A 19378-nucleotide genomic window follows, 5' to 3' on the forward strand; every position below is an offset into this window, starting at 1 on the left:
GGACTTCTTCGTTGAAATGGCCACCCAAGGTTCTTGGGTGGCCATTTTGCGTTAACACGCTTTGTGCGTGAAGTCGTAGAAACACGAATTTGCAAAACGCCTGGTCACAGCGTACGCTTGACCGTTGGTGTGGACGCTCCATGTCCACATCGTGTCCACGATCCCCCACCGCTCACGCAGACCGGGATCGCGCACGCCGACAAGAGATCTTGGGCAGGGCAGTCGCCCTGCGGTAATGAAGGAGAAACTACTATGGCAGCAGTGTGCCAGGTGACAGGAGCCGTTCCCGGCTTCGGTCACAACATCTCGCACTCGCACCGTCGCACGAAGCGCCGCTTCGACCCGAACGTGCAGAAGAAGACCTACTACGTGCCCTCGCTGCGTCGTAACGTCACCCTCAAGGTGTCCGCCAAGGGCATCAAGGTGATCGACGCCCGTGGCATCGAATCCGTCGTCAAGGACATTCTCGCTCGTGGGGTGAAGATCTAATGGCTAAGCAGCAGGACGTCCGTCCAATCATCAAGCTCCGTTCGACGGCTGGTACCGGTTACACGTACGTGACCAAGAAGAACCGTCGCAACAACCCAGACCGTCTCGTGCTCAAGAAGTACGACCCCGTAGTGCGCAAGCACGTTGAATTCCGAGAGGAGCGCTAAACATGGCTAAGAAGAGCAAGATCGCCCGTAACGAGCAGCGCAAGGTTATCGTCGACCGCTACGCCACGAAGCGCGCCGAGCTGAAGAAGGCTCTCGTCGACCCCGCCGGGACCGACGAGTCGCGTGAAGCAGCCCGCCTCGGCCTCCAGAAGCTTCCTCGCAACGCTTCGCCGGTTCGCCTCCGCAACCGCGACGCGATCGACGGTCGCCCGCGAGGCAACCTCTCGAAGTTCGGCATCAGCCGCGTTCGCTTCCGCGACATGGCGCACAAGGGCGAACTGCCCGGCGTCCGCAAGTCGAGCTGGTAACACCCGCTCAGTCGGAGCTCACATTCCGCTGACACAGCATCGCAACACCGAAAGGGCCGTCCGCATCGCGGGCGGCCCTTTCGCGTTGTCGGCGACAACTGCAAGGATCGAACGGTTCCCACATCCACCGAGGAGGCGCTGCTGGACGTCCGCACGCAACGAGCCATCGCCCTCCTGGTGGCCGGCTGCTTCTTCATGGAGAACCTCGACGGGACGATCCTCACCACAGCCGCACCCAGTATCGCCCGGGACCTCGGCACCTCGTCGACCGCCGTCGGGCTCGCCGTCACCGCGTTCCTGCTCACGGTCGCCGTCCTCATCCCCGTCAGCGGTTGGCTGACGGACCGGTTCGGTGCCAAGCGCATCTTCGCGCTGGCGATCGCGGTGTTCACGATCGCCTCCGTGCTGTGCGCGTTGAGCTCGAGCCTGCCGATGCTCGTCGGCTTCCGGGTGCTCCAGGGCGTCGGCGGCGCATTGATGGTGCCGGTCGGCCGGCTGGCCGTGCTCCGGGTGACGCCCAAGGAGCGGTTGATCCAGGCCATCGCCCTCCTGACGTGGCCCGCCCTCGCCGCCCCGATCATCGCGCCGTTCCTCGGTGGGGTCATCACCCAGTACGCCTCCTGGCACTGGATCTTCCTCATCAACGTGCCGATCGGTGTCGTCGCCTTCGTCGTGGCGCTCCGCATCGTCCCCGACTTCGCCGCCGACGAGGTGCCTCCGCTCGACTGGCTCGGGCTGTCCCTCGCCTGCGTCGGACTCGCGTCGCTCCTCGTGGCGGCGTCGCTGGTGTCCGGAGCCGGGTTCGACGCCCGTTGGTTCATCGGGTCGCTCGTGGCAGGTGTCGTCCTGCTCGCCCTCGCGATCCGACACCTGTTCCGTGCGCCGCACCCGTTCGTCGACCTCCGCTCGCTGCGGATCGAGACCTTCCGTCTGGCCAACGCCGGCGGCAGCGTCTACCGACTCACGATCAGCGCCGTCCCCTTCCTCCTGCCGCTGCTGTTCCAGGACGCGTTCGGCTGGACACCGGTGCAGGCGGGTTCGATGGTGCTCTTCCTCTTCGCCGGCAACCTCGCGATCAAACCGGCGACGACCTGGATGCTGCGGCGGTTCGGATTCCGTGTGGTGCTCGTGTCGTCGAACCTGATCGGCGTCCTGTGCATGGCCGGGATGGCGTTCCTCACCGCCGACACGTCGATCGTGCTGATGGCACTGCTGCTCTTCCTCAGCGGGGTCGCCCGGTCGATCGGCTTCACGGCGTACAACACCATCACGTTCGCCGACGTCGAACCCGCTGCGATGTCTCGGGCGAACACGCTCAACTCGACCCTGCAACAGGTCGCGAGCGGCTTCGGTGTCGCTGTCGGGGCGATCCTGCTGACGACCGGTTTCTCCCTCGAGGACGGGGTCGGTGGCGGCCAGCTGCTGCCGTATCAGTTCGCGTTCCTCGCGATCGCCGTCCTGACCCTCTTCCCGACGATCGAGGCGTGGTTGCTGTCGCGAGCTGCCGGGCACAGCGTCATCGGGGTCCGCTGAGCGCTCGCACCGACGGCTCCCAGCTGGGAAACGACCGACACGCAGGCCCGATTGTCCGCGTAGAGCGGAGAAATCCGCGAAATCTCGCGGATTGCTGCTACATTCGAGGCGGTCACACCGACCAGTTGGTGCCGTATCAGCGACACCTTCGCTACCAACACATCAGCTGTACGTTGCAGCAACGTCCGAGGAGGACCCTCACAATGGCAAATTTGAACAAGACCGAACTCGTCGCCGCCATCGCCGCATCGACCGGCCAGAGCCAGGCGACCGTCGGCAGCGTTGTCGACGCGCTGTTCACCACCGTCGCTGAGACCGTCGCCACGGGCAGCAAGGTCTCGATCCCGGGTTGGATCGCCTTCGAGCAGACCGACACCGCCGCTCGCACGGGCCGCAACCCGCAGACCGGCGCCGAGATCCAGATCCCGGCCGGCAAGCGCGTCAAGGTGACCGCCGGCTCGAAGCTCAAGGCTTCCGTCAAGTAAGTCGTCGCGGGCGTCAGCCCGCACGGACTCGGGCCCGGAGACACTCCATCGGTCCAGACCACACAGCAGGGCGTCGCGAGAGCGACGCCCTGCTGTCGTTCGTCCAGGGGTGGACCAGGCACGGGGCGAGGTGTCGGCGGCTCCGCCTAGCATTGCTGTCATGCGGATCCTCCACACCTCGGACTGGCACCTCGGCCGTTCGTTGCACGGGGTCGACCTGCTCCCGTTCCAACGCGACTTCCTGGCGCACCTCGAGCAGGCGGTCGTGGACCACGAGGTCGACGTCCTCCTCGTCGCCGGCGACATCTACGACCGCGCCATCCCGCCGGTCGAGGCGGTGACGCTGCTGTCGGAGTCGCTCGGGCGGCTGGCGGGCCGCACCCGGGTCATCCTCGCCCCGGGCAACCACGATTCGGCCATCCGGCTCGGGTTCGGCGCCGCCATGCTGCGCGACGGGATCGACATCAGAGCCGACCTCGCGCGGATCGGCGAACCGGTCCTGGTGGACGACGAACACGGGCCCGTCGCCTTCTACCCGCTGCCCTACCTCGACCCCGACACCGCACGAGGGGTGCTCTCCCCGGACGACCAGCCGCTCGCGCGGTCGCACGCCGCGGTCATGGGTGCAGCCCTCGCGAGCGTCCGAGCCGATCTCGCGCAGCGTCGCGAGCACGGAGCGGTCCGATCGGTCGTGGCTGCGCATGCCTTCGTCATCGGTGGTCTCGCGAGCGACAGCGAACGCGACATCCGGATCGGCGGGGTCGATGCGGTGCCCGCCCAGCTGTTCGACGACTTCGACTACGTCGCGCTCGGCCACCTCCACGGTGCGCAGCGCGTCGGGGCCGCCACGGGCGTCGACCGCATGCGGTACTCCGGGTCGCCGCTCGCCTACTCCTTCTCCGAACGCAACCAGGTGAAGTCGAGCGTGCTGGTCGACCTCGCCGCCGACGGTTCCGTGCACCTGGAACTGTTGCCGGCGCCGGTGCCGCGTCGGCTCGTCGACGTCACCGGAACCCTCGCAGAGCTGCAGGGCCCCGCGGGAGACGACGCCGTCGACGCCTGGGTGCGGGCCACGGTCACCGACGACGTGCGGCCACCGGAGTTGTACGCGACGCTGACCCGGCGCTTCCCGCACCTGCTCGTCTGGTCGCACGCGCCGGCGAACCGCTCCGAGGAGGCGCGCGCCGCAGCCGTCACGGCGGTCTCCGACCCGGTCGAGGTCACCGCCGAGTTCATCGAGTACGCGACGGGTGCACCGGCGACGACCCGAGAGCGAGAGCTCATCGCGGCGGCGAACGAGGCCGCACTCGCCACGGAGGTGAGCGCCTGATGCGACTGCACCGACTCACGCTGCAGGCCATCGGGCCGTATGCCGGTGAGCACACCATCGACTTCGTCGAACTCGGGCGGGCTGGTCTGTTCCTCCTGGAGGGACCGACCGGCGCCGGCAAGTCGACGATCATCGACGCCATCGTGTTCGGGCTGTACGGCGAACTCGCCGGTACCGGGGCCAGCAAGGACCGCCTCCATTCGCACCACGCGCAGCCCGGGACGGAACCGTTCGTGGAACTCGTGTTCGAGACCGGATCCGGTGTGTACCGGGTGCGGCGGACGCCGGCCTACCAGCGGCCGAAGCAGCGCGGTGCCGGCTTCACTCCGCAGCAGGCGAGCGCCACCCTCGTCCGCCTGACCGATCCCGACGCACTGGCCGGAGAGACCCTGTCGACCCGCGCGCAGGAGATCGGTCCCGAGATCAGCCGGATCGTCGGTCTCACCCGGGAGCAGTTCGTCCAGACGATCGTCCTCCCGCAGGGCGAGTTCGCGAAGTTCCTCGCCGCCGGCGGTGAGGAGCGCAGCGAACTGCTCCGGTCCCTGTTCGGGACGGAGCACTACGAGCGAGTCGCCAAGCACCTCGTCGAGCAGCGACGGCAGGCCCAACGCGACATCGAAGGCGCACGAGAAGCGCTGGGCCGCGCGATCGCCCGGTTCGCGGGAGCGGCCGAACTCGACGACGCACGGGAACTCGTCGCGGGCAGGGGAGCGGACACCCCGGCCGGGATGGACGCCCTCTCGACAGTCGATGCCGAGCCAGACGATACCGCGACTGCGGAGCCCGACCCAGACCAGGACGTCGTGGCCCTCGCCGTCCTGCTCGAACCCGATTCCGAAGACCTCGTCGGTGACGCCATGCGCATCGTCGCCGTCCTCGAGCGCCACGCCGCCGCCGATGCCTCGACCGCTGGCGCTGCTCGGGTCGCCCTGGACCGCGCTCGCGCCGAACACGCCGCGGCCCAGACGCTGCTCGCGTCCATCGAACGTCGCGCGGAGCTGCTGACCGAGCGCGAGCTGCTCTCGGTCGACGACGAACCGGTCGCGCGGCTCTCCCAACGGATCGCGGCAGCGGCTCGGGCGGACACCGTCGCGTCCGCGCTCGCCGGAGCGGCCACGGCATCGGTGGCGCTCGAGGAAGCCATCGCGTCGCTCGCCGCGATGGAGGAGCAGGCCGACGAGGCGATCGTCGCACTCGACGACGCGTCCGTCACCGCGCGCCGCGAATCCCTCACCGTCGAGCGAGCGTCGATGGCGGCCGTGCTCGTCCTCGAAGCCGCCGACGCCGACCGCGACCGCGCGCTCGCAGCACTCGCCGAGGAGCTCGCGACCGTCGACGAACGGCTCGCCGAGCTCGCAGCGGAACAGACGCGACGGGACGCCCGCCGGACAGCGCTCAGCTCGGCACCGGAGCGCGCCTCGCGTGCGGCCACCGAGTCGGCCAGGGCCGCCCGTTCCGTCGAGCGCGCGGCTGAACGCCGTACGGTGCTGGATCGGGTGGACGCGGCCGACGAACGCCTCACGGGGCTCACCGACGAGGTCACCGAGGCCGCCACGGCCGCGAAGGCGGCGATCGACGTCGAGACGTCGCTGCGCCTCCGGAGGATCGAGGGCATGGCGGGTGAACTCGCCACCGGCTTGCGGGACGGCGAGCCGTGCAGCGTCTGCGGCTCGCTCAGCCATCCAGCGCCCGCGGTGCTCGACGGAGACCACCCCGACGCGGACGCGGTCGACGCGGCATCCGTCGCGCGGGCCGATGCCGAGGCGACGATGCAGTCGGCGCAGAACGCCCGGGACATCGCTCGAGCGGAGCGTCGCCGCCTCGTCGAGCAGTTCGTCGCGCTGGCCGACGACCCGAGCGACGTGGCTGCAACCGGCTCGTCCGACGCTTCGACGGCGGCGACGACCGGCTTCGACCCCGTCGCTGCGCGGGCGGCCGTCGATGCGGCTGCTGCAGAGGCCGATCGGCAGTACGCGGAGGCCGTAGTGGCCGCCGAGCAGGCGGACGCCGAGGTCGCGGAGGCCGGGCGCCTCGCGGACGAGCACCTGGCCGGCGTGGTCGCGGTGTCGGAACGCACCGCCACTCGGGCGACACTGACCGAGCGGCTCGCCGCCGCGCAGCGCGCCCACGAGCAGGCCCGCGCCGAGGTGGCCGGTGTCCTCGCCGGTCGAGCGGCTTCACTCGCCGAGCTCGACGCGATGCTCGAGGCCGAGCTCTCCTCGCTGTCGCTGCTCGCGGCGGCACGAGCGACCGTCGCAGACCGGCGCCTGCGTGACGCCGAGCGCGCGGTCGAGCTGGAGGCGGCACTCGAGCGGGCCGGGTTCGCCGACCGCGCGGCCGCGGAGGCCGCAGCCATGAACGGGGTCGAACGGGCGAGCGCCGAGGCGCGGGTGGCCGATCACCTGCGTCACACGACCGCGAACGCGGAAGCACTCGCGAGCCCGGCAATCGCCGGTGTCGCCGGTACTGCCGCCCCCGACGTCGAAGCGACGGCCCGACGACTGGCCGACGCCGAAGCGGTGGCAGGCACCGCGACCGTAGCGGCCGCCGTCTCCGCACGACGAGCGACCAACGCGGCTGCCGCCTGCACGGCACTCGCCGAGGCGGCCGACGAGAACGCCGACGCGGTCCGCGAGGCCGCGGCCGTCGTCCGCCTCGCCGACGTGGTGTCGGCCACGGGCAGCCAGAACAGCACGAAGGTCACCCTCGGCACCTACGTCCTGCTGCGCCGCTTCGAGGATGTCGTGGCGGCGGCGAACGCGCGCCTGGAGTCGATGTCAGGCGGGCGCTACGAGCTCGTCCGCAGCGACGTCAAGGAAGGACCCTCCCGCAGCCAGCGCGTCGGGTTGTCGCTCACGGTCCACGATCACCGGACCGACCGGCGTCGCGATCCGAAGTCGCTGTCCGGTGGCGAGACGTTCTACGCCTCGCTCTGCCTCGCACTCGGGCTGGCGGACGTCGTGACGGGCGAGGCCGGCGGTGTCGAGCTCGGCACGCTCTTCGTCGACGAAGGGTTCGGCAGCCTCGACCCCGAGACACTCGACACCGTGATGGCCGAGCTCGGTCGGCTCTCGGCCGGCGGCCGCGTCGTCGGCGTCGTCAGCCACGTCGAGGAGATGAAGCAGCGCATCGGCGAACGCATCGAGGTGCGGCGGCTGGAAGACGGCTCCTCGACCCTGCTCGTCCGGGCGTGAGCGGCACCCTTCGACAGGCTCAGGGACCGGTGGTTCGGCTCAGGGACCGAGCGCCGGCTGATCCCGCTGCGGTCGGGGTTCCCAGCAGCGCCGCGTAGGCTTGCAGCGTGAATCGTGTCGTCCGCCTCGCGGGTCCTGCCCTCCTGCTCCTCGTGGCTGTGGCGACCCTCCTCGCGGGTCTGGCCTTCGGCGGCGGAGCGGATGCGCAACTCCTGGGCGATCCCGGTGCCGTCGTGCGGTGGGGGCTCCCGATCGCACAACTGCTCGTCAACCTGAGCGCCGCTGTCACCATCGGCGCGTTGCTCATGGCCTGCTGGGCGCTCAGCCCGGACCGGCGCGAGTACGGCGCGGCGCTCGACGTCGCCGCAGCCGGCGCCGCGGTCTTCACCGTCGCGTCCGGCGTGACGGGTTTCTTCACCTTCCTGAACGTCACGCAGGTGCCGCTCACCTTCGACGACGCGTTCGGTGCGAAGCTCAGCCTCTTCTTCACCGGGATCGAGTCGGGTCAGGCCTGGCTGCAGACGACCCTCATCGCCGCGGCCGTCACGGTGCTCTGCTTCGCCGTCCGCAACCACACGGTGCTCGTGTTCGTCTTCGGGCTGTCCCTCGTGTCGCTGCTGCCGATGGCCCAGCAGGGTCACTCCGCCGAGGCGAGCGGGCACAACGCCGCCGTCACCGCGCTCGGCCTGCACCTCGTGTTCGCCGCCATCTGGCTCGGCGGTCTGCTCACGCTCGTCTTCATCCGCAAGACCCTCGAAGACGGCCGGCTCGCCCCCGTGCTCATGCGGTACTCGACCGTGGCACTCGTGTCCTTCGTCGTCGTGGCGGTCTCCGGGTACGTGAGCGCCGAGCTGCGCATCGGCTCGCTCGACCGCCTGGGCACCCCGTACGGCATCCTCGTCCTCGTCAAGGTCTTCGCGCTGCTGGCGCTCGGCCTGTTCGGTGCGCTGCAGCGTCGGGTGCTGATCGGTCGCATCGAGCGGTCCGCCGCTGCACGAGCGGACACCCCTGCTGGCCGCGCCGGCACCTTCTGGTGGCTGGTCGCCCTCGAGCTCGGGTTCATGGGCATCGCCTCCGGTGCCGCCGCAGCCCTCGCGAAGACGGCCCCGCCGGTCGACCAGACCGTGCCGGCCGCGCCGACGCCCGCGGTGCTGCTCACCGGGGAGGAACTGCCGCCGGAACTGACCTTCGCGCGGTACTTCACCGAGTGGAACATCGACCTCCTGTGGCTGCTGGCCTGTGCGTTCGGCATCTTCTTCTACATCGCGGGCGTCGTCCGCCTGCACCGCCGCGGCGACTCCTGGCCGATCCTGCGCACCGTCAGCTGGGTCCTCGGGCTGCTCGTGCTCTTCTACCTCACGTGCGGCGGCATCAACGTCTACCAGCCGTACCTCTTCAGCGTGCACATGCTCGGGCACATGGGGCTCACCATGCTCGTCCCCGTGCTGCTCGTCCCCGGAGCGCCTGTCACGCTGCTCGCGCGGGCGGTGCGGAAGCGCTCGGACGACTCCCGAGGGGGTCGGGAGTGGGTGCTCCTGGCCGTGCACTCGAAGTTCGCGGGGATCATCTCGAACCCGCTCGTCACCGCGGTGCTCTTCGCCGGATCACTCTGGGTCTTCTACTACACGCCGCTGTTCCGCTGGTCGATGGAGGACCACATCGGCCACGAGTGGATGGTGGTGCACTTCCTCATCACCGGCTACCTCTTCGTGCAGTCGCTCATCGGCATCGACCCGGTCCCGTACCGCCTGCCGTACCCGATGCGGCTCCTGCTGCTCTTCGCGACGATGGCGTTCCACGCGTTCTTCGGGCTGGCGATCATCTCCTCGACCGGGCTGTTCCTCGCCGACTGGTTCGGGGCGATGGGACGCACGTGGGGGCAGGCGCCGCTCCTCGACCAGCAGACGGGCGGTGGGATCGCCTGGAGCGTCGGCGAGATCCCGACGCTCGCGCTGGCCGTCGCCGTCGCGATCTCGTGGAGCAAGAGCGACGCGAAGGACCAGAAGCGGCTCGATCGCAACGCGGACCGCACGAACGACGCGGAGCTCAACGAGTACAACGAGCGTCTCGCGCGCATGGCGGCCAACGACACCCGTTCCTAGCCCGCGAACTGTCACTCCGGAACAGTGTGAGGGGTGTCGGACTGTGCTGGAGTGACAGTTCGCGGGCTTCAGCGGAGGTCGATGTAGAGGGAGCCGTCGTCGCGGATCGTCACGAACGCCGAGAGTGTGAACGGGACGTCCTCGTCGAGGGTCGAGACCGTGCCGTCGAACAGTGACTTCACGTCGACGACGAGGTGCGCGGCTCCGGCCGTCGCCGGCATCTGCCAACCGGTGTCCCCGGGCTGGACCGCCACCACGGGGTAGGCCGCGATGGACCACACCGGTAGGTCGTCCACGCGATCGCGGATCACCATGCCGAACGGGCACCCGGTGGGCTGGAGGACCTGTTGCGTGGCGCAGTTGTCGAGGTAGCCGTCGATCTGCGTCTGGACCTCCCCGACGAAGTCCGAGGTGGCACTCGCGGTCACCTCGGCGTCGACGACGCTCGCGACCTCGGTCGTCGTCGCCGTCTCCACCGATGCCGCCAGGTAGGTGGTGTCGACGTCGAAGTCGACGCTGCCCGGCGTGAAGGTGAGGAGCGGGATGGTGGAGGTGAAGGCCCCCTCGGTCCCCTCGGCGACGCGGCGGGTGTCGAGCTCGAAGCCGTTCGCGCGGAACCCGGTCGTGTGTGCGACGGTCAGCTGGACGACGCTCAACGGGCTCGTCTCGAAGCGCCACGACGGGAACAGCCCGAAGGTGCGCTCGCCGCTCGTGATCGAGAACGCCGTGCTGTGCGGCTGACCCGCGAGTCGGTACGAGAAGGTCACCTCGTGGGCGCCCGAGGCGGTCGTGACGTCGGAGACGAGGCGCACGTCCTCGATCGTGCCGAGCGCCTCGCTCCGGAGCAGGGCGTCCGAGCTGTCGGCGGGCAACCCCGCGTCGGCGAGTTCGGCGGAGCTCAGGGCGACTCCGGGCAACGCGAGCGCGGTCGCGGCGTCGTCGTCTGCGAGGGCGTCCAGGTACCCGCGTGCGAAGGAACCGGCACCGTAGACGTCGCGGGCGACGGCCGACCAGGCGGAGACGATGGCCGCGACGAGCAGTGCCGCGATGCAGAGCCACAGGACGACGGCGCGGACGAGTGCACCGCGCACCGTTCCCGGGCGTCGCAGCTCCCCACGTGTCGCGACATGGCTCATCCTGACATCCTAGGCGGGCACCTCGCGTAGGATTGGAGGGCGAAAACGGGAGGGAACCGAAGCATCATGAGCGTAGCCCTCTCCGCCGAGCAGCAAGCCGTCTTCGACCGCATCGAGAGCACCCGCGAGCATCTGTTCGTCACGGGTCGGGCGGGCACCGGGAAGTCGACGCTCCTCAACCACCTCGCCTGGAACACCTCGAAGCAGTTGGCCATCTGCGCCCCGACGGGTGTCGCCGCGCTGAACGTCGGCGGGCAGACGATCCACTCGCTGTTCCGCCTGCCGATCGGGCTCATCGCCGACCACACGATCGATCAGAACGATCAGACCCGCAAGCTGCTCAACTCCATCGACACCCTCGTCGTCGATGAGGTCTCCATGGTGAGCGCCGACCTCATGGACGCGATGGACCGGAGCCTCCGGCAGGCGCGGCAGCGCCCGCGCGAGCCGTTCGGCGGCGTACAGATCGTGCTCTTCGGCGACCCGTACCAGCTCGCTCCGGTGCCGGGCAGCCTCGAGGAACGGGCGTACATCGCCGACACCTACCGCTCGTTCTGGTTCTTCGACGCCAAGGTGTGGTCCGAGACGCCGCTGCAGCTCGTCGAGCTCACCGAGATCCACCGCCAGCACGAGGCCGAGTTCAAGTACCTCCTCAACGGCGTCCGACACGGTCAGGTCACCGCCGAGATGGCCGGCCGACTGAACGGCATGGGCGCCAGGATCCCTCCCGAGGACGGCGTCATCACCCTCGCGAGCCGCAACGACACCGTCGACCGCATCAACAAGGCGGCGCTCGCCAAGCTCGACGGCAAGCCGCTCACCGCCAACGCGGAAGTCTCGGGCGACTTCGGCGGGCGGGCGTTCCCCGCCGACGAGGCGCTCGACCTCAAGGTCGGTGCGCAGGTCATGTTCCTCCGCAACGACAGCGAGCGTCGCTGGGTGAACGGCACGCTCGGGACCGTGGTGAAGATCGACTCGACCGTCTGGGTCGAGGTCGACGGCGAGCAGTTCGAGGTCGAGCCGGCGACGTGGGAGAAGTACAAGTACTCCTACTCCTCGGTGACGAAGCAGCTGAAGCGCGACATCGTGGCCGAGTTCACGCAGTTCCCGCTGCGGCTCGCGTGGGCGGTCACCATCCACAAGTCGCAGGGCAAGACCTACGACCGCGCGATCGTCGACCTGGGCAGTCGCGCGTTCAGCCCGGGGCAGAGCTACGTCGCGCTCAGCCGGATCTCGACGCTCGACGGTCTCTACCTCTCCCGGCCGCTGCGCCCGAGCGACATCATCGTCGACACCGACGTGAAGCGGTTCATGTCGGGGCAGTAGCGCCCGTTCGTCCGTTGTTGAGCGAATCGGCGCTCTGTCGCCCGAAAAGGGGCGAACGAACGGGGTCGGTGACCCTACGATTGTCGGTTATGACGCATCCCATGCAGCAGGGCTGGCCGCAGCCCGGTCCGATCACCGCCTGGCGCACGCTCGAGCTGAACGCCAGCAAGCCACCCCTCGCCGGGTACTGGGGGTTCATCCCGCCCGTCGTGCGCATCGACGGCTTCGAACACCGTCCAGCCTGGGGCCCGTCGCGGTTCACGGTTCCGGCCGACCGGCCCGTGCAGGTCTCGTGCTCGATGGCCTGGCTGCGGGAGTTCGGCCGCGCCGACTACCTGCTCCAGCCCGGCGAGGCGCCCACGCTCGACTACATCGCCCCGGCGCAGCAGTGGGTCTCAGGTTCGCTCGCACCGAGGGGCCAGGCGGTCATCAAGGGGCGCGGCGCACAGATCGCGATGTACGCCGTGCTGGCAGTGATCTTCATCGCGATACTCGGTATCGTCCCGCTCGCGTACCTCATGACCTGAGCGCCCGTCGACGCCTCGCGCTGACCGGCCTGGTCGAGGGAGGCCAGACCTCAGGTCCGGTCGACGGCCCGGAGGAGGATCGCGCCGAGCTCGGCCGGCTTCGTGAACTGCGGCCAGTGGCCCGTCGGCAGGTCGACGAACTCGACGTCACGCAGCCGTGCCAGTTCCGCAACGTACGGGTGGCCCTGTTCCATCAGGCCGCGAAGCATCTCCGAGGAGAACTCGCACGCGACCACGGTCGCCGGGACGGACAGGCGGCGGTCGTCGTCGGAGAGCTGCTGTCGGTCGACGGCGACGCCCTTCGGTTGCGGGACGGCCCTGGCCCGGAATTGCTCGCGGAGCCCCTCGTCCAGGTCGACGAGGTCCTCCGCGTCGAACACCGTCCAGTCGGGTAGCGGGATCTCGGAGCCCGACGAGGGGAGTTCCTCGTTGATGCACGCGCCGTCGGCGAGTGGGCCCGAGTCGACGTACACGGCGCGGACGACACGGTCAGGGCGGGCGTCGATCGCAGCGGAGATGATGGCGCCACCGCCGGAATGTCCGACGAGCACGACGGGCTCCTCGCCGGCGTCGATCTCGGCGACCACGGCGTCGACGTGGTCGCGCAGGCCGATGCCGGCGCGGTCAGTAGTGACGCTCTCGAGGCCGGGGAGGGTGAGCGGTCGGACCCGGTGGCCGGCTGCCTCGAGCGGGGGTGTGACCGCACTCCACGAGGATGCGTCGAGCCAGAAACCGGGTACGAGGATGACGTCCATGCCCGAGATGCTACGCCGCACGAGCGACACGCGGGAGGTGTGCTTCGTCGCCCGTTCTTCGATCGCCCATTCTTGGGCGGACGAACATCCACTCGCCCCAGAATGGGCGATTGGACGGGAGATCAGGCGACGGCGGTCGCTGCGGCCTTCGCGGTCGCGAGGTCGCGGAAGAGGTCGGTGTTGAAGCGGTACGCCACCATCACCTCGTCGATCACGCGGGCCTGCTCCTCGTCGTCCCACGGGACGGCGTCGAGCTGCTCGCGGTAGGTGTCCTTGAACTCGCGAGGCTTCGCGATGTCGCCGAAGAGGTAGAAGCCGACGCCGTTGGTGTCGAAGCCGAACTGACGCTGCATGAGCGTGCGGATGATCTGCCCGCCCGAGAGGTCGCCGAGGTACCGGGTGTAGTGGTGTGCGACGAAGCCGCCGGGCCAGACGGCGCCGACCTCGTTGATCCGTGCCACGTACCGGGCGGTGGTGGGGAGCGGGGTGATCTGTTCGCGCCAGTCCGGACCGATGAGGAACTCGAGGTCCTGCACGATGGCGGGGAGCCGCGTCAGCTTGTCGCTGATGAACGGAGCCGCGACGGCGTCGGCGCGCATGCGGTCGGCGGCGGCCTCGAGGGCCTCGTAGATGAAGAAGTGCTGCGCGACGAGGGCGATGTAGTCCTCCTTCGAACCCTTCCCGGTCATGAGGTCGCTCATGAAGTCCGCCCCCTCGCTGGAGGAGTGGCCGGAGGACGTGCGCTCGCGCAGGGCCTGGGAGAAGGGGATCACAGTGCTCATGTCGGACTCCGCGTCGGCTGGCTCGGTAAGGGTTGCCTAAGTGTAACGGGCCGGGCTCGAGAACGGGAGGGTGGATCCACTCCTGTAGAGGGAATCAGTGGCTGCTGTGCAGGGAACCGTGCGGGACCGCGAACGCACCGGCGTTGGTCTGCGCCAGCGCCGGTGTCGTGAGCGCCGCCACGACCGCCGCCCCGGCGAGCAGGGTGAGCACGTACCGTCCGGTGCTCGGCTCGCGACGGGCCCGACGGCTCGCTCGCGTCAGCAGGGCGTCGAGCTGGAGTTCGTCCGGCGCCGTCGATGCGAGGGTGACCCGCCGGAGGCGCCGTGCGAGCACCCCGGCGACGATGAGCAGCAGCACGGTGGACGAGAGGGTCGGCAGGAACGGCGGCACGGTCGTGACACCGATGGAGGCGAGTCCGTACAGCGCCACCCAGACGACCACCGCGCCCACCGCACCGGCGAAGGACGCGCGGAGGCCCGGCACCCGGTCGCGGACGAGGACCACGACGGACCAGAGCAGTGCGGCGACGCCCAGGGTGACGAGCGGGATCGCCCCGACCGGGGCGGACCCGGCGCCGGTCGCGATCAGGACGAGGCCGGCACCGAGTGCGCACATCGCGAGCAGGCTGTTCGAGATCGACGTCGTCCCGGAGCGGACCGCGGTGTCGCCACTCGCCCGGGCGTCCTGGCGTTCGACGGAGACCGACATGTCAGGCCGTCGCCACCCGGTGGGTCCGCTTGTCCGCGGCGAGTCCGGCACCGAGGAGCACCACGGCGCTCGCGAGGTGGAGGAAGTGGTCGGCCGTGTTGAGCGCGAGGATGTTGAGCGCCGAGCCCACGATGAAGAACCCGACGACACCGAGCAGGAGGTAGAACCCACCGATCACCGTGTTGACGGTCTTGGCCGCGACGACGTTCGAGAGCCCGGCGATGAGCAGGGCCGCACCGATGAGGACGTGCGCGATGTTGTGCAGCGGGTTGACCTCGAAGATCCCGAGCAGGAGGCCGCCCTCGGTGTTGAGGAACGGCAGGCCGCCCGCGACGATCCCTCCGAGGAGTCCGACGACCACGTAGACCGCGCCGAAGACGGTCGCGAGCAGACGGTTGGGTGAATGACGCATGAGGGCCTCCTGAACCTTCGCGCCGCGAGTCGTCTCGGGGCATTGAGGAGTTCGGAGGTGCGGGCGTCGACGGTTTGGTCGCCCTCGGCCGTCGCTCAGTCGTGCGGGCGTGGCTCCACACCCAGACGGGCGCACGCGGCGTCGTAGAGGGCGACGACCTCGCGTCGGATCTCGCCGCGCTCGGTGATCGTGCCCGCGGGCCAGGGCACCCGCCCACCCGCGGCGGTGCCGTCGATCGTCCAGGTCCACTCACCACCCGTCCCGTCCAGCGCGATCATGGTGGCGGCCTCGGCCGCCGGTTCCAGGAAGGCGCGCACGATGAGCAGGTTGTCGTCGGGGTGGTCGCCGTTCATGTGTGCCAGGACGGCGTCGACGGTGGTCTGCGGGAAGGTGTTCGAGGTCACCTCCCCAGGGAACACCATCGACGGGCCCCGCACCAGGCCCGCCGCCCGAGTGACCGGCGCGCGGCGTGCGACCGCAGCTCCCAGCCGCGCCCGGTTACAATCGGGAACAGTCTGCAGCTCCGCAGACCGCTCATCAGGGGGATGACTTGACTGCAACAGCTCCGAGGCGACGGCGTCTCGCCGCACTCCTTACCGCGGCGACCCTCGCGACGGTACTCGTCGGCTGCTCGGGCCCCTCGGTGTCCGACACCGACTTCCCCGACCAGGTCAGCGGCACACTCGCGGGAGACACGACCGACGCCATCACGGCGGCGGTCGAGGCCGCCGTCACCCAGTCCGGGTCCTCCGGCGCGATCGTCGGCGTCTGGGCACCGTGGGCCGGGAGTTACACGGCCGGCGTCGGCACGACCGAGCCGGGTGGCAAGACCAAGATGGATCCGTCCATGGTCTACCGCATCGCCGACACCACGCGCCCGATGACCTGCACCGTGCTCCTCGAGCTCGTCGACGAGGGCAAGATCAAGCTCACCGACCAGGTCCACAAGACCCTCCCGCAGGTCCAGGGCATCGAGGGCATCACCTACCAGCAGCTGTGCAATGGCACGTCGGGGCTCGGCACCTACACGCCCGCGCTCAACGCCCAGTTCGTCACCAACCCGACCCGCAACTGGTCGATGGCCGAGATCCTCGCGAACGGCCTCGCGAGCGGTACGCGGACGGCTCCGGGGGCGCTCTTCGGCTCGAGCGACACCGGGTACATCCTGCTCGGCATGGCGCTCGAGGAGCTGACCGGTCAGTCGTGGCAGTCCCTGTACGACCACTACGTGTTCTCGCCGCTCGGCATGTCGAAGTCCAGCTTCCCTGACGCCTCCACCTTCGAGCTTCCGGGGTCGCACCCCAAGGGGTACCTGACGCCGCGGATCGCGGACGGCACCTACCAGTGCGACGCACCGACGGACGAGACCGAGCTGTCGACCTCGATGGTGTGGACCGCCGGTGGCGTCGTCTCCTCGGTCGACGATCTGCGGAAGTTCACCCAGTCCTTCGCGTCCGGCTCGCTGCTGAACGACAGCACGTACAAGAAGCAGTGGAAGGACCCCGTCTCGCTGGGTGAGGCTGAGCCGACCTGGAAGAGCTTCGGCGTGGGCGGGATGCAGATCGGTCCCCTCCGGGGGCAGGCCGGCGCGATCCCCGGCTCGCTCTCGGCGGCCTTCTCCGACCCGACCTCCGGCCTGACGGTCGTCGTCATGCTCAACAACTCGACGCTCGGTGCGGGCTTCGCGCAGACGCTCGCGATGCAGCTCGCGTCGATCGGTGCGAAGGCGGCACCGGCGAGTGGGCAGAAGGCCCCCGAGATCGCACTCCCGTGGTCCGAGCAGCAGATGGCGGAGCAGCTCGCCGCCGCGGCGATGGTCTGCGCCCCGCCGGTCGCCCCCGCCGGGTAACGGAGGCGTCTGCACGGCGCCGCCAGCGGACGGTGGCGGCGGATCGCGGCACGATGACGCTTTCGCGAGGGCGCTGGGCCATGCCGCTTCCTAGAGTGAACCCATGACGACGAACACCCCCGACGACGACACCATCGTCCCGGACACGAAGAACTGGACCTGGGTCCTCGAGCGCGCCTGTCCCGAGTGTGGGATGGACACCTCGCGGTTCGGGTTCCGGGAACTCCCCGGGTTGATCCTGGCGAACGCCGCCGCGTGGCCGGCGGTGCTGGAGCGCGCCGACGTCCGGGAGCGGCCCGACCCGCAGACCTGGTCGCCACTCGAGTACGCGGCCCACGTGCGCGACGTGTTCCGCATCTTCGACGTCCGGCTGCGACTCGTCCTCGACGAGGACGATCCTGCCTTCGAGAACTGGGACCAGGATGCGACGGCTCTCGAGGAGCGCTACGGCGAGCAGGACCCGAAACGGGTCTCGGTGGAGCTGGTCTCGGCCGCCACGGTGCTCGCAGCAGCGTTCGAGCGGGTGCCGGACGAGGCGCTCACGCGGACGGGTCGACGGAGCGACGGCGCGCGCTTCACGACCGAGACCCTCGGCCGCTACTTCATCCACGACCCGGTGCACCACCTCTGGGATGTGACGAGATCGCAGTCGTGAGCGTCTCCGGGGTCTGCTGACGGCCGCTACTGCGCTCGCGCGCGGAACGCGATCGTGTTGACGCGGTTGCTGCAGCGGACCGAGCAGTACCGTTTCGAACCGTTGCGGGACAGGTCGACGAGCAGGCCGTCGCAGTCGTCGGCGGCGCAGAGCCGCAGGCGGTCCCAGGCGTCGGACCGGACGACGTCGACGAGTGCCATGGCGATCTCGGTCTGGACGCGATCGACGAGCGGCGCGTCGAACTCGGTGGCGTGGAGGTGCCAGTCGAAGCCGTCGTGGCGGCGCAGTTGGGGGAGCGCGGCGGACTCGCGGAGCATCGTGTTGATCTCGGCGACGGCGCGGTCGCGGGTGTCCGGGGCGTCCGCGTCGGAAGCCCAGAGTGCGTGGATCCGCTCCCGCAGCTGAGCCACCGCGGCCCGCTCGGGCTCGTCGCCGTCGACCCGACCCGAGTACCGACTGACGCGCAGGAGCTCCACGAGTTGCGGCGGTGTCGCGAGTTCGTCGCCACCGCTCCGGGACGCCGATGCGCGGGTGTTCACGAGCAGCGCGGCGAAGAGCAGCGCATCCTCGGTGTCAGGGGCAAAATGCAAGTTGACTCCTTACTCTCTCCGAGAGTAGCTTCATCTCAGCCGGGCGTCCACCTCTTCCGCCGGCCCCACTCGCGGCAGCTGGAGACCCCCATGAAGCACACGTCCTCGACCACGGTCGGTCTGCTCGTCGCGGTGCTCGCCGCGGTCGCGTTCGGCACCTCCGGCGCGTTCATCAAACCGGTGCTCGCATCGGGCTGGAGCCCCGCTGCTGCGGTGACCGTCCGCGCCCTGATCGGCGGCCTGGTACTCGCCCCGTTCGCCCTCATCGCGCTCCGTGGTCGCTGGGACGCGGTCTGGCGTGGGCGCTGGCGACTCCTCGGCATGGGCCTCATCGGGGTGGCGGCGACGCAGCTCGTCTACTTCGCGGCGCTGCAGACCATCGCCGTCGGGACCGCGATCCTCGTCGAGTACATGGCGCCGCTGCTGCTCGTCGCCGTCGCGTGGGTGCTGACCAGACGTCGTCCCGCGACGGTCGTCCTCGTCGGCTCCGTCGTGTCGCTCGTCGGGCTCGTCCTCGTCGTCGCTCCGAGCGGTGGTTCGACGCTCGACCCGGTCGGTCTGTTGTTCGCCATCCTCGCGATGGTGGGCTGCGCCGCGTACTACGTCATCTCGGCTCGGCCGGCGAAGGGGCTGCCTCCGGTGGCGTTCGCCGCCATCGGTCTGCTCATCGGGGCGCTCAGTCTCTGGCTCGCGGGGCTCGTCGGCGTGCCCTTCACGACCTCCGACGCCGACGTCACGGTGCTCGGCACCGACGTCGCCTGGTGGGTGCCGCTCCTGTTCGTCGGGGTGGTGTCGACGGCGGTCGCCTATGCGGCGAGCATCACCGCGAGTCAGATGCTCGGCTCCCGACTCGCCTCCTTCGCGGGCCTCCTCGAGGTGGTCGCGGCGACCGGGTTCGCCTGGATTCTCCTGGGGGAGCAGCTGTCACTTGCGCAGCTCCTCGGCGGGGTGTGCATCCTCCTCGGGATCGGCTTCGTGCGCTCCGAGCGAGCTCCCGCCGTGCCGATCCCCGTGCCGGTGCAGTGACGG

19 protein-coding genes and 1 pseudogene are annotated in these 19378 nt (G+C 69.7%); 13 read left to right on the forward strand and 7 right to left on the reverse strand.

The annotated features are described in order from the left end of the window. Window positions 1-252: 252 nt before the first annotated feature. The 8 genes and pseudogenes from rpmB (at window position 253) to ITJ62_RS18675 (ending at window position 9608) form a co-directional block, all read left to right on the forward strand. Window positions 253-489, forward strand: a complete 237-nt coding sequence (gene rpmB, locus ITJ62_RS18640; RefSeq protein ID WP_056010522.1) for a 50S ribosomal protein L28 — start codon at window positions 253-255, stop codon at window positions 487-489. Continuing rightward, window positions 489-656 (forward strand): 50S ribosomal protein L33, encoded by a 168-nt coding sequence (rpmG, locus tag ITJ62_RS18645; protein ID WP_056010525.1) that lies wholly within the window; start codon window positions 489-491, stop codon window positions 654-656. The genes rpmB and rpmG overlap by 1 nt, the downstream gene beginning before the upstream one ends. Before the next feature lie 2 nt (window positions 657-658). After that, window positions 659-964 carry a 30S ribosomal protein S14 gene (rpsN, locus tag ITJ62_RS18650; RefSeq protein ID WP_064294760.1) on the forward strand — a complete coding sequence of 102 codons (306 nt, stop codon included), beginning with the start codon at window positions 659-661 and terminating at the stop codon, window positions 962-964. 117 nt (window positions 965-1081) lie between these two features. Further along, window positions 1082-2497: pseudogene (locus tag ITJ62_RS18655) on the forward strand (DHA2 family efflux MFS transporter permease subunit); the annotation flags it as partial. Between the two features lie 203 nt (window positions 2498-2700). Beyond that, window positions 2701-2982, forward strand: coding sequence for an HU family DNA-binding protein (locus ITJ62_RS18660; RefSeq protein WP_194605428.1), 282 nt, complete (start codon window positions 2701-2703; stop codon window positions 2980-2982). A gap of 160 nt (window positions 2983-3142) precedes the next feature. Continuing rightward, a complete protein-coding gene (locus ITJ62_RS18665) occupies window positions 3143-4312 on the forward strand; it encodes an exonuclease SbcCD subunit D (protein WP_194605431.1) in 1170 nt (389 codons plus the stop codon). Beyond that, window positions 4312-7506, forward strand: coding sequence for an AAA family ATPase (locus tag ITJ62_RS18670; RefSeq protein WP_194605434.1), 3195 nt, complete (start codon window positions 4312-4314; stop codon window positions 7504-7506). Before ITJ62_RS18665 ends, ITJ62_RS18670 begins: the two co-directional genes overlap by 1 nt. A 107-nt stretch (window positions 7507-7613) precedes the next feature. Next, complete coding sequence (locus ITJ62_RS18675; protein WP_370582014.1) at window positions 7614-9608, forward strand: cytochrome c oxidase assembly protein; 1995 nt, start codon at window positions 7614-7616, stop codon at window positions 9606-9608. 68 nt (window positions 9609-9676) lie between these two features. Here ITJ62_RS18675 and ITJ62_RS18680 read toward each other — a convergent pair whose 3' ends face one another. After that, window positions 9677-10744 carry a hypothetical protein gene (locus ITJ62_RS18680; RefSeq protein WP_194605437.1) on the reverse strand — a complete coding sequence of 356 codons (1068 nt, stop codon included), beginning with the start codon at window positions 10742-10744 and terminating at the stop codon, window positions 9677-9679. Between the two features lie 66 nt (window positions 10745-10810). Between ITJ62_RS18680 and ITJ62_RS18685 the strand changes: the two genes are divergently transcribed. Beyond that, window positions 10811-12070, forward strand: a complete 1260-nt coding sequence (locus tag ITJ62_RS18685; RefSeq protein ID WP_194719016.1) for an ATP-dependent RecD-like DNA helicase — start codon at window positions 10811-10813, stop codon at window positions 12068-12070. A gap of 89 nt (window positions 12071-12159) precedes the next feature. After that, window positions 12160-12597 (forward strand): hypothetical protein, encoded by a 438-nt coding sequence (locus tag ITJ62_RS18690; RefSeq protein ID WP_194605440.1) that lies wholly within the window; start codon window positions 12160-12162, stop codon window positions 12595-12597. Window positions 12598-12647: 50 nt separating this feature from the next. Here ITJ62_RS18690 and ITJ62_RS18695 read toward each other — a convergent pair whose 3' ends face one another. The 5 genes from ITJ62_RS18695 to ITJ62_RS18715 all read right to left on the reverse strand — a co-directional run bounded on the left by ITJ62_RS18695 (window position 12648) and on the right by ITJ62_RS18715 (window position 15659). Further along, window positions 12648-13352 (reverse strand): alpha/beta fold hydrolase, encoded by a 705-nt coding sequence (locus tag ITJ62_RS18695; RefSeq protein ID WP_194605443.1) that lies wholly within the window; start codon window positions 13350-13352, stop codon window positions 12648-12650. Between the two features lie 122 nt (window positions 13353-13474). Beyond that, entirely contained in the window at window positions 13475-14134 is a 660-nt protein-coding gene (locus ITJ62_RS18700) for a heme oxygenase (biliverdin-producing) (RefSeq protein WP_079707436.1), read from the reverse strand. 94 nt (window positions 14135-14228) lie between these two features. Continuing rightward, the gene (locus tag ITJ62_RS18705; protein ID WP_194605448.1) at window positions 14229-14843 is read right to left on the reverse strand and encodes a hypothetical protein; all 615 of its coding nucleotides are present in this window, start codon (window positions 14841-14843) and stop codon (window positions 14229-14231) included. 1 nt (window position 14844) lies between these two features. Then, on the reverse strand, window positions 14845-15255 hold the full coding sequence (locus ITJ62_RS18710; RefSeq protein ID WP_194605450.1) for a DUF4383 domain-containing protein: 411 nt from the start codon (window positions 15253-15255) through the stop codon (window positions 14845-14847). A 95-nt stretch (window positions 15256-15350) separates the two neighbouring features. Continuing rightward, entirely contained in the window at window positions 15351-15659 is a 309-nt protein-coding gene (locus tag ITJ62_RS18715; RefSeq protein WP_370582015.1) for a DUF2470 domain-containing protein, read from the reverse strand. A 146-nt stretch (window positions 15660-15805) separates the two neighbouring features. On the opposite strand from ITJ62_RS18715, the gene ITJ62_RS18720 reads away from it, so the two are divergent. Together ITJ62_RS18720 and ITJ62_RS18725 are read left to right on the forward strand one after the other, a co-directional pair. Beyond that, window positions 15806-17104 carry a serine hydrolase gene (locus ITJ62_RS18720; RefSeq protein WP_194605456.1) on the forward strand — a complete coding sequence of 433 codons (1299 nt, stop codon included), beginning with the start codon at window positions 15806-15808 and terminating at the stop codon, window positions 17102-17104. Between the two features lie 103 nt (window positions 17105-17207). After that, the gene (locus ITJ62_RS18725; protein WP_194605459.1) at window positions 17208-17759 is read left to right on the forward strand and encodes a DinB family protein; all 552 of its coding nucleotides are present in this window, start codon (window positions 17208-17210) and stop codon (window positions 17757-17759) included. A gap of 26 nt (window positions 17760-17785) precedes the next feature. Here ITJ62_RS18725 and ITJ62_RS18730 read toward each other — a convergent pair whose 3' ends face one another. Further along, complete coding sequence (locus tag ITJ62_RS18730; protein WP_194605462.1) at window positions 17786-18349, reverse strand: ABATE domain-containing protein; 564 nt, start codon at window positions 18347-18349, stop codon at window positions 17786-17788. A 90-nt stretch (window positions 18350-18439) separates the two neighbouring features. On the opposite strand from ITJ62_RS18730, the gene ITJ62_RS18735 reads away from it, so the two are divergent. Continuing rightward, window positions 18440-19375 carry a DMT family transporter gene (locus ITJ62_RS18735; RefSeq protein ID WP_064294775.1) on the forward strand — a complete coding sequence of 312 codons (936 nt, stop codon included), beginning with the start codon at window positions 18440-18442 and terminating at the stop codon, window positions 19373-19375. The last annotated feature ends 3 nt before the right edge of the window (window positions 19376-19378 follow it).

It is taken from the genome of Plantibacter sp. VKM Ac-2876 (assembly GCF_015350715.1).
Taxonomy (GTDB): Bacteria; Actinomycetota; Actinomycetes; order Actinomycetales; family Microbacteriaceae; genus Plantibacter; species Plantibacter auratus.